The organism is Arthrobacter sp. Y3225209, from assembly GCF_059090685.1.
On the sequence record NZ_JBNHFW010000019.1, the window covers coordinates 36,253 to 51,995 of the forward strand.

Genomic DNA, 15,743 nt, shown 5'->3' on the forward strand with positions numbered 1-15,743 from the left:
AGGCATCGTGGGACTTCGAGTGGGGGAAAGATGATTGGGTGGCAGGCGGTCTACGCGCACGCTTTAAACCTGGAAAAGAAGAATGACTGGACCGGGGCGGCCGACGCGTACACCCGCCTGATGCAGGGCGGTGAAGAGAACAACCCGAAAGTGGTGTTTAGGCTGGGGCATGCCTTGTTCCGGTTGGAGCGGCTCGACGAAGCACTTCCGCATCTCCAGCGGGCAGTGGATCTGAACCCCGGAAACGCGTCCTGGCACTACCGGCTGGGGTTTGTCCTGGAGAAGCAAAAAAAATACGGCGATGCACTCCGGCAGTACCGGGCAGCACTCGGACTGGAGCCCGGCCAGCCGGGATGGATACACCGCGCTGAATCATGCGAAGCGGCCATTACGAAACTGCGGGTCGACGCCGTGGTTGAAAGCCGCGGGCCAACCTGGCAGTTGACCGAGGCGCTGGAAGACGGGCTGGAAGCCCATGCGACGGACCACAACTGGGCCGAGCGGCTGGGGGATGCGTATTTCCGCATGGGCCGGTATGCGCTGGCCGGCGGGGCCTATGCCCGCTGTACGGGTTTGAAACCCGAGGACTCGAATCTGCACTTCAAAGAAGGCTGGGCCTGGCAGCTTGCCGGAAACCAGCCCGAATCCGACAGCGCATTTCAGCGTGCCGTGTCCCGTGACAAGCGGCTTGGGGCCAGGGACTTCGGCATCGGAGTCTTCTTCGAAGCAAGAGGGCGGTGGAAACTGGCCGCAGAAGCGTACGCCAGGACGCTGCGCGACAAACGGAGTTCAGTGGAGCTGCACTATCGCCTGGGTGTGGCCCGGCAAAAAGCCTATGACTGGGCCGGCGCCGCGGAAGTGCTCCTCGCAGGAACCCGGATCAGTCCACTGACCGCCAAATTGTTCTGGCGCCTTGGTCTGTCCTACGAGCGGCTGGGGGATCTGCAGGCCGCCGAAGCCGCCTACGCCACCGTGCTGGGCAGCCCCTCAGCGGGCAGCCGGTACTGGAAATACCGGCTGGGCCATGTGCTGCGTCTCCAGGGAAAGTACCGGGAAGCATGTGTTGCCTACTTCCTCGCCCACAAAGACGGTCCTGTCCCACAGCCTTCACCGGTACAGGCAGATCCATACCTGGCGCGGGCTTTGGAACGGGACCTGGGACAGCTAAGGGCCACACAATCCGCTGAACTTCTCTACGACTTTGGCCAGCGGGCCGAAAGCCTGGGATGCAACTTTGTAGCGGCGGAGGCGTATCTCGCCACTGTCCAACGAACAACCGACTACTCTCCGGAGCGGTATTTCCGGCTGGGCTGTGCCCTGATGCTCACCGGCAGTTACCAGGACGCGTGTGCGGCGTTTGCCGAGACGAGGCAGTTCAAGCGGGCCCACGCCGTGGACACGGGGCAGTACATGAAACACAAGCACCACAAGCAGGGCATGGCGTACACGGAATACATGGAAACCCTCACGGTTGACACCCGCACCATCATGTACGAGAGCATGCACGGGGCTGCAGTTGCAGGGAATCCGCTGCAGATCTACCGGACGGTCATCCGCGATCCCCGGTTTAATGGTTTCACCCATGTTTGGGTGCTGAACCGGGAGGAAGCGGTACCGGAGGAACTCAAGGGCCGCGTTGATGTCGTTTATGTCCCGAGGAACAGTGACCTTTATCTGCGCTACCTGGCAAGTGCGGGCTACCTGATCAACGACAATACTTTCCCTCCGTACTTCATTCGCCGACCGGAACAGAAATACCTCAATACGTGGCACGGTACGCCGCTCAAGACCCTGGGCCGGGATATCCGGAACGGGTTCATGGATCATAAGAACGCCGCCCGCAATTTCCTGCACGCCACGCACATGATCGCGCCGAACGAATTTACGGCCGATTGCCTGATTGAGAAGTACGACGTGGCCGGACTGTACAGTGGACGTCTCGCGGTAACCGGCTATCCGCGGATAGACGCCACTCTCACAGCAGACAGCGCACGGCGGCGGGCGCTCAGGGCCAAGCTGCGGATACCCGCCGACAAGAAGGTCGTGTTGTATGCCCCCACCTGGCGGGGGGACCTCGGCTCGGGCAGGCTCGACAACGCCCGTCTGCTCGCGGATGTCCAGGCGCTCGGGTCCGGCAACTGGCATTTCCTCTACCGTGGGCACACCATGACGGGTGATCAGGCCAGCGGGGATGCCCTGGAGCGGCATACGGTTCCTGCCGCCGTCGACACGAACGACCTCCTTGCCATTGTTGACGTCCTGGTCACGGACTATTCGAGTATTTTCTTCGATTTCATACCCACGGGGCGGCCCATCGTCTACTACGCGCACGACCGGGACGAGTATGAAGCGGAACGCGGACTCTACTTCGATCTCGAAACACTGCCGGGCAGCATCTGCTACGACGCTGAAGCACTGATGGACCGGGTTGCCGCCGGACTGGAGGGCGAAAATATAGCCGAAGACACCGAGCGGCGGGATGCAGCAATGCGGAGATTCTGCCCGTTGGAGGACGGGAAAGCGTCGGGCCGGGCTGTCGAGTTCTTCTTTTTCGGTGCGTCCGGTTGTGAGGTTCCCGTGAAACAGGACGGTAAACGGAATGTCCTGCTGTTCCAGGGCTCGTTCCTGCCCAACGGCATCACCACCTCCTATCTGAACCTCGTCTCGCATATCGACCGCACTGAGAACAACGTCTACGTCGTCGTTGACCCGGAGGCGCTGGGCTCCAAGGCCGAGCGCCTGGAAAAATTCGCTCAGAACCCGGAGCATGTACGGGTACTGGCCCGAGTGGGAACCCACGTCCTCACGCCCGAGGAGCGATGGGTGGTTGACAAGATGAACACCCAGCATGCCGTGGACACGCCGGAAATGTGGAGCATCATTGACCGGGCATTCGCCCGCGAATTCCGTCGTGTCTTCGGGGACGCGGCCTTCGACTCCGTCATCTGTTTTGAGGGCTACGCGAGGTTCTGGGTCGCCCTGCTTGGCAGCGCTCCACTCGAACGGGCCAGGAAATCCGTCTATCTGCATAATGACATGCACAAAGAGTGGAAAAACCGGTTCGAGTACCTTGAGGCCAACTTCCGGCTCTACCGAAAGTTCGACTCGCTGATATCCGTAACCAAGAGCGTTTCCGAAGAAAACCGTCAGCGGCTTTCGGAAGACTTTCACCTCAGTCCGGAGTCCTTTACCTACTGCAACAACCTCGTCAATCCGGAGGAAACAGTGCGCATGGCGGCCGAACCGCTCGACCATGACATTGCCGAGTGGGTAGAGGAAGGTGACACCCTGTTTGTCACCCTGGGACGGCTCTCCCCGGAAAAGGGCCATGCGAAACTCATCCGGGCTTTCGCCGGCGTGGCCGCCGACTATCCGAAGGCAAAGCTCGCCATTCTGGGGGATGGTCCGTTGGAGGAAGGGCTCCAGCAGCTCATTGTCCAACTGGGCCTTGGCGCTCAGGTTATGCTCGCCGGCCGACGGGCAAACCCCTTCGCCATCCTGAAGAATGCCGACTGCTTTGTTTTTTCATCGGACTACGAGGGACAGGGCCTGGTGGTCCTGGAGGCACTGATCCTGGACCGTCCGGTGATATCCACGGACGTGGTGGGACCGCGAAGCGTCCTCGAAGACGGGCACGGACTCCTTGTGGAGAACAGTGCGGAGGGCCTGGCGGACGGATTCCGGCGGTACTTCCGCGGAGAGGTGCCCCACCATCCCTTTGACTACGAGGTCTACCAAAAAGACGCCCTGGCGAAGTTTGCCGCCGTTGCTCTTTAGGCTCCCGGGTGGGAATCCAGTTGCCTTGAAGCTTCGTCCTGCCTTATCACGGGGACAATTCTGGCTGCTGTGCAGTAGCGATCCGACCACCGGTGTGCAGCGGACTCGGAGGCAAACGAGACGGCAAACGTCGCGCCGTTGCTCTCATAAAGTGCCACAAAGGGTACGTCGGGTTCCTGATCCTCTGTCTTGTCCCAGTAAGCGGACTTGGCGACGGTGCTTGCATCAGGTTTGTAAAAGGGCCTCGTCCGTGAAAGATGGGGCCGCTCCCACGCCACATTGCGTTTGATCACCCGCGCGGGTACGCCGGCGGCGACACTGTTATTGGGCACCGGACCCGTGACCAGGGAGCCGAATCCGATGACGCTTCCGTCGGCAACGCGCGCGCCACCGAGCAGGACAGCACGTTTGGCGACCCACACGTGGTTGCCTATGGTGATGTCCCTGGACCAGTTGACCCGCCGGTCCGTGATGACATCGAAGATGGCATGCCCGTCATCGGCGCGGATCTCGTTGTCACTTGCCAGCATGACGTCATCTCCGATGACAACCGATGTTCCTTCGACAGCCGAAATCACGCACGTGTTGGTGGTTGTCAGCTCTTTCCCCAGGATGACTCGGGAGTCCTGTCCGATGCGGATAAAAGCCGAGAATGTGCCAAAGCTGTTGCCCGCCATGTCAAGAACGCCGTTGTCGCAATCGAAGACCACATTGAGCTTGCCCAATAGCACGCCTGACCTGACGCGGAAGCTGTTCCCCGACCCGCTAAATTCAATCCGGACGTTCGGGATCGCGCGGCCATCATAAATAATCCGATTCCCGTTCTCATCGCTGTACTTCGCCAGCGTATTCAGGATCACCATGACGCCGAGCCTATATTCGCCGTTGGTCCCGTCAATACGTAATGACACTCCAAGGGCACGGCGGCAGGTAATTCACTTTTATGCTGTCCACATGGCCGCAAAGAGCCTGTGCTTCACGAACAAACTGCACTAGTCTTCGGACGTATGGAAGCGCAAAAAAATATGCCGGTAGACCACGTTTTCGTAGCGATGTTTGGCGGTCTTCCGGGCAAACCCACCGGCCTGGCAATGTCTGTTCTGCGGCGGGCGGAGGCCTTTGCGCAGGCCGGTGTCAGCTCCCGCATTCTTATTGATGCATTCTCCCTGGATTTCGACAGGCAGATACACGAGTTGAAACGGCGGGAGCGGATTGGTCACGGCATTTCCGTTCGGTATATGTACCACGATCTTGCCGGCGACCAGGTATGCGACGAGGGCATTGATTACGTCAGCCCCCTGGGCGGTGAGGGGTGGGCTTATGCGTCTCCAGAGGGTAAACCGAATGTCCTGATCGGGAAGTTCCAGGGTCAGTACCGGCACAGGGTCACATTGCGTGAGGACCGGGTGCTCTTTATTGACCATCTGAATGCCGGAACGTGGGAGATACGGGAATGGTATGACTGGTCCGGGGCTGTGTGCAGGATCGAGAGAATGGGTGCCTCCGAAAAGCCGGGGATAGTGCAGTACCTGGGCAGGGACGGAAACTGCTACCTGGAAGAGTCACGCGACGAAGCGACGCAGCGCGTCCTGGGCTGGGAGCTTTATCCACGAACCGAACGACGTGTTTTGTGCAGCGACCTGGTCGAGGTATTCCGTTACTGGATGCAGTCCTTTGTGCTGACCGGTGAAACCAAGCCGATCATCATCTCTGAATACGGTGTACGGCGAAAGGCCCTCAACACGTTGGAGGACGAGAACAACGCCCGTGTCATCTACACGCTGCACAACAACCACTTCGCACCACCGCACCGGTACGGCAGTGCGGTCCGCCCGGACATGGCAGACCTGGTGAAGAACCTGCGGGACTGCCGGGATGTTGTGGTGCTGACAACAGAACAGCGGGAGGATATCTGGAAGCAATTCGGATGGATGCCTTCCATCCACGTAATCCCTCACTTCGCTCCGGCCGTATCCAGGCTCGGTGAGCGTGACCCCAAGCGGGTAGTGATGGTGGGGCGGTTCCACAAAATCAAGGGGCAGTTGGCCGCTATCCGGGCCTTCCGGCGTGTAGTTGATGCGGTTCCGGACGCCACGCTGGTTTTTTACGGACGAGGAGGCGAGGAGGGCGAAATGCGCCGGCTGATCGCCTCCATGGGCTTGGACGGCTCCGTCTCCATCGCGGGGTTTTCAGCCGATGCGGAGGAGGTTTTCCTCGGTGCGGCCATGTCTATTGTGGCGTCAGACTATGAGGGTTTCTGCCTGTCGCTGGCGGAAAGCATGGTGGCAGGCTGCGTCCCGGTCTCGTACGACATCAAATACGGGCCCCGCGAAATGATCACCAATGGCCTCAACGGGTTCCTGGTGGAAGCGGGCAACGAAGCCGAGCTGGCCGACGCCTTGATTCTGGGGCTCTCGAATAAGACCAGGATGGACAGTATGTCCGAGGAGGCGAAACGGATTGGAGAGAAACTGAACACCGGCAGGTTCATCCGCGAATGGACGGCGGTTCTGGAGCGCTCGGCGGGCGGTGCGTAGTCCTCAGGACCGGATGGCGTAGGGCCGGTCCGCGGTCAGAAGTTTTTCCATGGCATCAACACACCGGCGGGCGGCATGTCCGTCCCCGTACGGGTTGACCGCTCCGAGCCCTGCCGACAGGCGACTGGCGTCATGCAGCAGCAGGTCAACCTCGCTGACGATGCTGTCCTCGTTGGTGCCGACAAGTTTCGCCACGCCGGCCTCCAATACCTCGGGCCGTTCCGTGGCGTCCCGCATCACGAGGACGGGAGTTCCGAGGCTGGCTGCCTCTTCCTGCACCCCGCCGGAGTCCGTGAGGACAACGTTTGCCAGACAGAGCAGCCGGGTGAATTCCCCGTATTCGAGCGGTTCCGTGATGTGGACGTTGGGGAGCCTGTCCACATAGGGCAACACTGCAGACCGGACGGCCGGATTGCTGTGAATCGGCAGGACAATCGTCAAATCCGGCTCGGCTGAGGCAATACGTGCCAGCGCCCGGCCAATGCGGTGCATCGCTTCGCCCTGGTTCTCGCGCCGGTGGGTGGTGACCAATAGCATTTTTCGCCCGCCGGAGGCCAGTTCCTGCAGCCGTGTATCAGCGAATCGGATCTCTCTGTCCATAGCGGAATACAGAGCATCCACAACGGTGTTCCCAGTTACCACAATGTTTTCCGGCCTGACTTTCTCCGCCAGCAGGTTGTCCCTGCTGGTTTCCGTGGGTGCCAGATGGAGGCTCGAGATCTGAGTGGTGATTTTCCGGTTTCCTTCTTCGGGAAACGGTGCATGTAGATTGCCGCTTCGAAGCCCGGCCTCCACGTGGACAACCGGGATGGTGTGGTAGAAAGCAGCCATGGCTGCCGCGGTTGAGGTAGTTGTGTCGCCCTGGACCACAACGGCATCGGGACGGTTGACGCTGAAAAGCTTGTCGAGGCCGTTTATGGTGCGGGTGAGAATGGCGTTGAGGGACTGACCCGGCTCAAAGATATCGAGATCATGGTCGGGCACGATGTCGAACAACGCGTTCACCTGGTCCAGCATTGACCGGTGCTGCCCGGTCACCGTGATGAAGCACTCCAAGGTGTTGGACTTTTTCAGCTCGGCAATGATCGGGGCCATCTTGATAGCCTCCGGGCGGGTGCCGTAGATAGGCATAATAACTGGCAAGGGAACCCCCAATTTGAACCTGGAACGGTTTAGCTTAGGGCCGAAAAACGCTGATGACAGCAGAAATCTAATGGTTGGTCTGCGTGAAAAACGGTTCTTATTACTTGAGAACCGCGTGCCGGTTACCCGAGTAAGCGGACTGCGTGCGGAAGGCCCGGCCACACCTGCCGCCATACCTGCCGGCATTCCGCCAGGTGTACGGCGGCGCCCAACCCGCCGCTACGAAGCGTCCGTTTCCTCCCGAACCGGCGGCAAATCGTTATCGGCTTCTGTCAGTGCCCTGCGGTAGGCTTCCTAATGACATAAACGGTTAGCGGCAAGGACGGCGGGAACCGGACGGGATGGCCCAGATGAGCCCCATAAGCAGGAATCGGGATTACTTTGCAGACTAAGATCACCGCCAACGCGCAAGCGCTGAAGCGATGGTTGAGCAACGCAGAGGTGTCCCTGGGCAACCACAGCGACCGCCTCAATGCCATCAACATCTTCCCGGTGGCCGACGGCGACACCGGTACCAACCTGTACCTGACCCTGTGTGCGGCTACGGAAGCAGCGGCCGAGGCCGACACCGCTGACATCGGTGAACTTCTGGGCCTAGCAGGCCGCGCCGCGATGGAATCCGCCCGTGGAAACTCGGGCACCCTCTTCTCCGTCTTCCTCACCTCCATGGCCGAGCCCCTCGCCGGCGCCGTCCGGCTCTCCGCACCGCTGCTGGGCGCCGCCCTGCAGCGTGCCCAGCTGCGGTCCTGGTCCGTGCTCAGCGACCCGGTTCCGGGCACCATGCTTTCGGTCCTTGAAGCAGCCGCACACGCCGCCTCGGACAGTGAAGCCGCTATCACCGGAGATGACAGCAACGCAGGGCTGGCCCTGACCCTGCGCGCCATGATGGATGCCGCGCTGGCCGCCGTCGTGGATACCGAAAACCAGCTCGATGCGCTGACCGAAGCACGGGTGGTGGATGCCGGCGGCGTCGGCTTCCTGCTCATCCTGGATGCCCTGCGCGCGGCGGCACTGGGGGAGGAGCTGCAGGAGGAACTCCTGGACGGGCTGCACGGCTACGACGTCCAGGCCCCGCACATCCACGCGCACATGCCCCGCATGGAAGGCGTGGAAGTGATGTGCACCATCAACCTCAGCCCGCTGGATGCCGCCACCCTGAGGCTTCAGCTGGACGAGATGGGGGACTCGGTGATCATGAGCGCCGTCAGCCCCGTGGAGGACGGCTACCGCTGGCGGGTGCACGTGCACACGCCGGACGCCGGCGCCACCATTGACCTGCTGCGCCAGCTCGGTGAACCCATGAACCTGTCCATCACCGAGCTTTCGGCTGACGGGCACGAGACCCGGGAACTTCCCGTCATCACGCCTAACCCTGACTTTCCGGTCTTCCCGGGGGCAGGGGAGACCTCCAAGGCACATGGACTCTAGGCTCCCCGGGGAACTCGAATTCCCTCTGGACCGGCGGATCGGCAAGACCACCGCCAAGGCACTGGAAAAGCATCTGGGCCTGAAGACCGTGGGGGACCTGCTCCACCACTTTCCGCGCCGCTACCTGGAACGCGGCGAGCTGACACCCATTGCCGAGATCCCTTTTGATGAAGAAGTCACCCTGATTGCCCGCGTGCAAAGCAACAACCGCCGGCAGATGCGGGCCCGCAAGGGGATGATCGTTGAAGTAGTGGTCACCGATGACACCGACGGCAGCCTGGGGCAGCTTCACCTGACGTTCTTCAATGGGTTCAATGCCGCCAAGGAGCTCGTCGTGGGCAGCCGGGCCATGTTTTCCGGCAAGGTCGGCGCCTACAAGGGGCAGCTGCAGCTGACCAACCCCAGCTATGTCCTGCTGGATGAAGACGCCGTGGATGAAGAGGAAGCCAAACGGCCTATTCCCGTCTACCCGGCCGCCGCCAAGGTCGCCAGCCCCACCATCGCCAAGTCCGTGGCCATGCTGCTGGACACCCTGCAAACCGAACGGCTGCGTGATCCCCTTCCCGCGTCGATCCGGGACCGGGAGCGCCTCCTCGGCCTGACCGAGGCGTATGAGCAGATCCACCGCCCCGCCGAGGTCGCCGACGCCTACAAGGCCCGCCACCGGTTCCGCTACCAGGAGGCGCTGGTCCTGCAGACGGCACTGGCCCGCCGTCGTGCCCTGACTGCGCAGGAGGAGGCAACCGCCAGGCCGGCGGTGCCCGGCGGCCTGCTGGACCGCTTCGATCAGTCCCTGCCGTTCACCCTCACCAGCGGGCAGGCGGAAATCGGCCGGGAGCTGTCTGCGGAACTGGCCGGGGACCATCCGATGAACCGGCTCCTGCAGGGTGAGGTGGGCTCCGGTAAAACACTGGTGGCCCTGCGTGCCATGCTGCAGGTGATCGACGCCGGGGGACAGGCAGCCCTGCTCGCCCCCACCGAGGTCCTGGCGGCGCAGCACTACGAATCAATCAGCGCCATGCTTGGCCCTCTGGGCAGGGGCGGGCAGCTGGACGGGGACCCGGACGGCACCCGGGTGACACTGCTGACCGGATCCATGAACACCGCCGGCCGCCGTGCCGCCATGTTGGATGCCGCCAGCGGAGCCGCCGGCATCATCATCGGCACACACGCACTGCTGTCCGAGCATGTCAGTTTCGCTGATCTTGGCCTGGTGGTGGTGGATGAACAGCACCGGTTCGGCGTGGAGCAGCGTGACGTGCTGCGCACCAAGGGGCACAGCACCCCGCACCTGCTGGTCATGACCGCCACCCCCATTCCGCGGACGGTCGCCATGACCGTCTTCGGCGATCTGGAGGTCTCCACGCTCACCGAGCTTCCTGCCGGCCGGGCACCCATCTCCACCTTCGTTGCTCCGCTGGCGGAGAACCCCCAGTGGGAACAGCGGATCTGGGCCCGCGCCCGGGAAGAGATCGACGCCGGCCGACAGGTGTACGTGGTGTGCCCCAAGATCGGTGCCCGGGAAGATGAGCCGGGCAGCGACGTCGCGCTGTTCGATGACGACGGCGGCACCCGGGAGCGGGCGCAGCGCCAGGAGCTGACGTCCGTCACGGAGCTGACCGAATACCTCACCACCGTCCCGGCGCTGGACGGAAAAGTGGTTGCCCCTCTGCACGGCAGGCTGGACCCGGCGGACAAGCACGAGACCATGACCGCGTTCAACCGCGGGGATATCGACGTGCTGGTGTCCACCACCGTCATCGAGGTGGGCGTGGACGTTCCGAACGCCTCGCTGATGGTGATTATGGACGCTGACCGGTTCGGCATTTCCCAGCTGCACCAGCTGCGCGGCCGGGTAGGCCGTGGCGGGCTGCCCGGAACGTGCCTGCTGGTTACCCAGCTGGAACCGGGTCACCCGAGCCGGGAACGGCTTGAGGCGGTGGCCGCCACCACCGACGGCTTTGAACTCTCCCGCAAGGACCTGGAGCTGCGCCGCGAAGGCGACATCCTTGGTGCCAGCCAATCCGGCGGCCGATCCACCCTGAAACTGCTGCGCGCCGTCCAGGATGAAGCCCTCATTGAAAAGGCCCGTGCCGACGCGGTGGCGCTGGTGGCCGAGGATCCGGACCTCCGTGGATATCCGGCCCTGGACGAAGCCATCGAGGCGTACCTGAACCCCGAGGCCGAGGCGTTCCTGGAGCGGGGCTAGCCGGCGCCCCGGGCGCCCTCCGGTTCCGGCCCGCCCCCCGGCGGCGGATAAGGTGAAAGCATGAGCCGCATTATTGCCGGAGCCGCCGGCGGAACCACCCTGTACAGCGTTCCCGGGGACGGAACCCGTCCCACCACCGACCGGGTGAAGGAAGCACTGTTCTCCCGGCTCGAGTCCTACGACATCCTCCAGGACGCCAGAGTGCTGGACCTGTTCGCCGGTTCCGGGGCACTGGGCGTGGAAAGCGCCAGCCGCGGCGCCCGCAGCGTGGATCTGGTGGAGCTGGCTGACAAGGCCGCCGCCACCTGCCGCAGCAACGCGGACTTGGTTTCCAAGCTCCTGGGCCATTCCCGCGTGAACGTGCACCGGGCCAAAGCCGAGACCTACCTGATGCGGGTGCCGGCGGACGTCCGCTGGGACCTGGTGTTCATCGACCCGCCGTACGCGCTCACCGAAAGTGAACTCGACGCCGTGCTGACCCCGCTGGCCGGCCACCTGGCCGAGGGGGCCGTGGTGGTGCTGGAACGGTCCACGCGTTCACCGGAACCGGTCTGGCCGGCCGGGCTGGAGCGCTTCAGCGAGAAGAAATACGGCGAAACCACGCTCTGGTTCGCCGAGCCGGCCCAGGGTGCGGACGCCGAAGCGGACGCCGACGCCGAAGCGGAAGCCCGGCCGGAGCAGGCCTAGGCCCCGGACGCGAAGACGTCCAGTTCCTCCCCGGTGAGCACCGCCGCCGGGTGGGGTCCGGCCGCCAGCAGGCTCCGGGACCATTCCTCCGGCCACCCGAACGGTGTTGCGGCCAGCACAATGTTGCCCGGATACCTGCCGGTGAACATGTCGGCCGGGCCCAGTGCGGCAACGTCGCCGTTGCTGCAGCCTGCCGCTGCCAGGCCGGCCAGAAGCTCGCGGATCTGCCGGCGGGCGAAGGCCAGCGGCGGATCATCGCCCACGTTCACCAGCAGCACGCCGTCGGGGGAGAGCAGGCGTGCCAGCTCTGCGTAGAACTCCGCCGTTGTCAGGTGTCCCGGCGCGTCGGCGCCGGCGAAGATGTCCAGGACGACGGCGTCGAACTGCCGGCGGGCAAAGCGGTCCAGGGACTCCCGGGCATCCCCGATGACGGTTTCCAGATGGGTGCCTTCGGGCAGGGGCAGATGCGCCAGGACAAAATCAAGCAGTTCGCGTTCGAGTTCAACGGCTACCTGCTCGGAGCCGGGTCTTGTGGCCTGCAGGTACCGGGTCAGGGTCAGTGCCCCCGCGCCCAGATGCAGTGCCCGCAGCGGCTGTCCGGGCTCTGCGGCCAGATCCAGCACGTTGCCCATCCGCCGCAGGTATTCGTAGAAGATCTCCTCCGGCCGGGCCAGATCCACGTGGGACTGCTCCGCTCCGCCGATGCTCAGCACAAAGGCGCCGGGGGTGAATCCGTCCTCAGTGATGGCGGCGTGCGCACCGATGCCGCGCAGCAGCCGTGACGCGGTCACACTGCCCCGCCCGGAGCCGCCGCGTCCTGACGTTTTCACAGCACACCGCCCAGTCCGGCGAGGCGTTCGGATGCCAGTTCCAGGACCTCGGTCTTCTTGCAGAAGGCGAACCGCAGCAGCGAGCGGGTGCGCCGCGCGCCGTCGTCGTGGCAGAACACGGCCACGGGTATGGCCGCCACCCCGATCAGTTCCGGCAGCCGGCGGGCCAGGGACGTGGCATCGGTGATGCCCAGTGCGGAGGTATCCGCCGTGACGAAGTACGTGCCCTGTGAGGGCAGCACGGCCATACCCGCAGCCTGCAGGCCGGAGCTGAGCAGGTCCCGTTTGGCCTGCAGGGTGGCAGCGGCGCCGGTGAAGTACTCATCCGGAAGCTCCAGGCCGATGGCGACGGCGGACTGGAAGGGTGTGCCCGAGGTGTAGCTGAGGAAGGTCTTGACGGTCCGCACCGCTGCCACCAGATCCGCCGGACCGGTCACCCAGCCGATCTTCCAGCCGGTCACGGAGAAGGTCTTGCCGGCGGAGGAGATGGTCAGTGTCCGCTCCGCGGCCCCCGGCAGCGTGGCTACGGGGATGTGCTTTGCGGCGTCGAAGGTCAGGTGTTCATAAACCTCGTCAGTGACAATCACGGCGTTGTGCCGGGCGGCCAGATCGACTATCTGCTGCAGGACCCGCCGCGGAAACACCGTCCCGGTGGGGTTGTGCGGATTATTGACCAGGACCACCCGTGTGCGGTCGGTGAAGGCCGCCTCCAGGGCGCCGTCGGCGGGCAGGAAATCCGGTGCCTGAAGGGCAACCGTGGTGTGTGTGGCACCGCTGAGGCCGATCACCGCGCCGTAGGAATCGTAGAACGGCTCAAAGGTCAGCACCTCGTCGCCGGGGCCGGTGAACGCCAGCAGGGTGGAGGCAATGGCTTCGGTGGCGCCGGTGCTGGCGATCACCTCGGTGTCCGGGTCAAGGTCCAGGCCGTAGAACCGCTTCTGGTGTGCCGCCACCGCGTTGCGGAGCACCGGAAGACCCTGGCCGGGGGCGTACTGGTTGGCGCCGCCTGCAATGGCAGCCCGGGCGGCGTCGAGCATTTCCGCGGGGCCGTCCTCGTCGGGGAAACCCTGGCCGAGGTTAATCGCCCCGTGACGTCCGGCCAGGGCGGTGATTTCCTCGAAAATGGTCACGCCCAGGTTGCCGTCCGGAGCCAGGAGATTGGCACCGGCGGCGGTGCGCTGCCAGGGGGCGGGGCCCGGAGCCTGCCGGGAGCGGAGCAGGGACGCGGCTGGTGAAGAACTCATCCACCAAGTATTACCCCGCCGCACCCGGTAGATTCGACTTATGCGACGCGCTGTATGCCCCGGTTCCTTTGATCCCATCCACAACGGCCATGTGGAGGTGATTGCCCGTGCCGCGAGTCTTTTCGACGAAGTGATCGTGGCGGTGTCCACCAACTATGCGAAGAAATACCGTTTCTCCGCCGAAGAGCGCCTGGAACTGGCGTCGGAAACCCTGGGCTCGCTGCGCGGAGTATCAGTTGTTCCGATGGGGGAAGGCCTGCTGGCTGAGTTCTGCCGCGAATACGGTGCCAACGCCATTGTGAAGGGCCTGCGGTCCGTCCAGGACTACCAGTACGAACTGCCGATGGCCGTGATGAACCGGCACCTCACCGGCGTCGAAACCGTGTTCCTGCCGGCCGAGGGCAGCTACACCCACCTCTCCTCCTCCCTGATCAAGGAAGTGGCCGGGCTGGGCGGCGATATCTCGGAGTACGTGCCGGGAACCGTGCTGAAGCGGCTGCTGACTCCGCGCTAGACCGGATTGGCGCAGGCCGGGCGGATAAAGCCCGCAGCGATTCCGCCGGTTTCCTCCACGAAACGGCCCATCCAGTTGGTTAGGCCAATATCCGGCTGCGATGCCACCAAAGTGATGTCCACCGAACTGCACTGTTCCAGGTTCAGACCGGCACGGGCAACGTGATAGCTGGAGGTCACCACAATGATGTTCCTCCATCCGTTGTCCCTGGCCAGCCGTGCCACAGCCCGGGCCTCGCCGCGGGTGGTCATGGGCTCCGGGGAAAAGCACATTACCCGCGGGTTCACGTTGTGCGTGCAGATATAGTCGGTCCGCGCATTCCCCGGCGTATGGGTGGCGGACAGCGCCAGCACCGGTGCACGGTCCCCGCTCAGCAGGCCCAGTCCCACGGGCAGCCGCTCGCTGCTGGCGCCGGCCAGGACAACGACGGCGTCGGCCCGGGGAGGCTCGTCGGAAGCGGCCGACGGAAACACAAACAGGTTTACAGCCACCAGCAGCCAGACGAACCCCACGCAGAGGGCCGCCGTCGTCAGCTGTATAAGGACGCGGCGGCGCAGGAGCCGGTGGAGGGAAGGCACGTACCAACCCTAGGCGACGGTGGCCCGGCAGGCCTGCAGGACGTCCGGTTAGCGCCACGGCCGGGGACGGGTAAACTGGTCTCGGAACACCGTGCATGCACGCGTTCTTCGGCTGCCTGCCAGCCGCAGTTTGAGAGATACCGGCAAGTCAGGCTAAGATGATATGTCGGTCTATGTTCTACAGGAGTTCTCATTAGCGAATTTTCGCGGTCCAATCCGGATTCTCCCCTGGCTATCAACGTCAGGGACCTCGGGCGCAGCCCGGGAACGATGCGGACCATGCATGAACATGTACCGGCACCGAAAGACTTCGGTGTTGCGCTTATCGGCGTTCCGGAAGGATCCGACCTCGAGCTTGATCTGAGGTTGGAGGCCGTGCACGAAGGGATTTTGGTGTCCGGCGACGTAATCGCTCCCGTAAGGGGCGAATGCGGCCGCTGCCTGAAGCCACTCGCGTACGACCAAGAAGTCGATGTGCAGGAACTCTTCTACTACGAGGACGCTGAGTCCTTCGAAGAAGAAGAGGAAGAAGAGCAACGCCGGATCGAGCGAGATGTCATCGATCTTGAACCGGTATTGCGGGACGCCGTGGTTCTTACCATGCCGTTCCAGCCGGTGTGCCGGGAAGACTGCGAAGGCCTTTGCTCCGAATGCGGAGCGCGCCTTGAAGAGGATCCGGGTCACCACCATGAAGTCATGGATCCTCGCTGGGCAGCCCTCGCCGGGCTGACCGGCACCGCCGCAGAAGATACTGCGGCACCAAGTACAGAGTCAGACGAGAGAGAAGAGAGTTAGT

The 15,743-nt window shown here is 63.4% G+C and carries 13 protein-coding genes; 7 read left to right on the forward strand and 6 right to left on the reverse strand.

Features of this window, described 5'->3' with window-relative positions:
- The first annotated feature begins 30 nt into the window (after positions 1 to 30).
- Positions 31 to 3,777 (forward strand): CDP-glycerol glycerophosphotransferase family protein, encoded by a 3,747-nt coding sequence (locus tag AC5RVB_RS11465; RefSeq protein ID WP_494142738.1) that lies wholly within the window; start codon positions 31 to 33, stop codon positions 3,775 to 3,777.
- Here the strand turns inward: AC5RVB_RS11465 and AC5RVB_RS11470 are convergent.
- Together AC5RVB_RS11470 and AC5RVB_RS11475 are read right to left on the reverse strand one after the other, a co-directional pair.
- Complete coding sequence (locus AC5RVB_RS11470) at positions 3,774 to 4,640, reverse strand: acyltransferase (protein WP_227901456.1); 867 nt, start codon at positions 4,638 to 4,640, stop codon at positions 3,774 to 3,776. The genes AC5RVB_RS11465 and AC5RVB_RS11470 overlap by 4 nt on opposite strands.
- Positions 4,641 to 4,769: 129 nt before the next feature.
- A complete protein-coding gene (locus AC5RVB_RS11475) occupies positions 4,770 to 5,201 on the reverse strand; it encodes a hypothetical protein (RefSeq protein WP_494142739.1) in 432 nt (143 codons plus the stop codon).
- A gap of 69 nt (positions 5,202 to 5,270) precedes the next feature.
- Here AC5RVB_RS11475 and AC5RVB_RS11480 point away from each other — a divergent pair, with 69 nt between their 5' ends.
- Positions 5,271 to 6,314 carry a glycosyltransferase gene (locus AC5RVB_RS11480; RefSeq protein ID WP_494142740.1) on the forward strand — a complete coding sequence of 348 codons (1,044 nt, stop codon included), beginning with the start codon at positions 5,271 to 5,273 and terminating at the stop codon, positions 6,312 to 6,314.
- A gap of 3 nt (positions 6,315 to 6,317) precedes the next feature.
- Here AC5RVB_RS11480 and wecB read toward each other — a convergent pair whose 3' ends face one another.
- Positions 6,318 to 7,445: a non-hydrolyzing UDP-N-acetylglucosamine 2-epimerase gene (wecB, locus tag AC5RVB_RS11485; protein ID WP_494142741.1), complete on the reverse strand. Its 1,128-nt coding sequence runs from the start codon at positions 7,443 to 7,445 to the stop codon at positions 6,318 to 6,320.
- A gap of 426 nt (positions 7,446 to 7,871) precedes the next feature.
- Between wecB and AC5RVB_RS11490 the strand changes: the two genes are divergently transcribed.
- From AC5RVB_RS11490 to rsmD, 3 genes are read left to right on the forward strand one after another with little or no spacing between them, the layout of a single operon-like run.
- Entirely contained in the window at positions 7,872 to 8,885 is a 1,014-nt protein-coding gene (locus tag AC5RVB_RS11490) for a DAK2 domain-containing protein (protein ID WP_290245281.1), read from the forward strand.
- Positions 8,875 to 11,094, forward strand: a complete 2,220-nt coding sequence (locus AC5RVB_RS11495) for an ATP-dependent DNA helicase RecG (protein WP_494142742.1) — start codon at positions 8,875 to 8,877, stop codon at positions 11,092 to 11,094. Before AC5RVB_RS11490 ends, AC5RVB_RS11495 begins: the two co-directional genes overlap by 11 nt.
- 60 nt (positions 11,095 to 11,154) lie before the next feature.
- Positions 11,155 to 11,781 (forward strand): 16S rRNA (guanine(966)-N(2))-methyltransferase RsmD, encoded by a 627-nt coding sequence (gene rsmD / locus AC5RVB_RS11500; protein ID WP_227901460.1) that lies wholly within the window; start codon positions 11,155 to 11,157, stop codon positions 11,779 to 11,781.
- Here rsmD and AC5RVB_RS11505 read toward each other — a convergent pair.
- A complete protein-coding gene (locus AC5RVB_RS11505; RefSeq protein ID WP_494142743.1) occupies positions 11,778 to 12,572 on the reverse strand; it encodes a spermidine synthase in 795 nt (264 codons plus the stop codon). The genes rsmD and AC5RVB_RS11505 overlap by 4 nt on opposite strands.
- A gap of 35 nt (positions 12,573 to 12,607) precedes the next feature.
- Entirely contained in the window at positions 12,608 to 13,855 is a 1,248-nt protein-coding gene (locus AC5RVB_RS11510; protein WP_494142744.1) for an aminotransferase class I/II-fold pyridoxal phosphate-dependent enzyme, read from the reverse strand.
- Positions 13,856 to 13,895: 40 nt separating this feature from the next.
- Between AC5RVB_RS11510 and coaD the strand changes: the two genes are divergently transcribed.
- Positions 13,896 to 14,369, forward strand: a complete 474-nt coding sequence (gene coaD, locus AC5RVB_RS11515; RefSeq protein WP_227901462.1) for a pantetheine-phosphate adenylyltransferase — start codon at positions 13,896 to 13,898, stop codon at positions 14,367 to 14,369.
- Here coaD and AC5RVB_RS11520 read toward each other — a convergent pair.
- Positions 14,366 to 14,947, reverse strand: a complete 582-nt coding sequence (locus AC5RVB_RS11520; RefSeq protein WP_494142745.1) for a YdcF family protein — start codon at positions 14,945 to 14,947, stop codon at positions 14,366 to 14,368. The genes coaD and AC5RVB_RS11520 overlap by 4 nt on opposite strands.
- 228 nt (positions 14,948 to 15,175) lie before the next feature.
- Here AC5RVB_RS11520 and AC5RVB_RS11525 point away from each other — a divergent pair, with 228 nt between their 5' ends.
- The gene (locus AC5RVB_RS11525; protein WP_227901578.1) at positions 15,176 to 15,742 is read left to right on the forward strand and encodes a YceD family protein; all 567 of its coding nucleotides are present in this window, start codon (positions 15,176 to 15,178) and stop codon (positions 15,740 to 15,742) included.
- Position 15,743 lies beyond the last annotated feature (1 nt).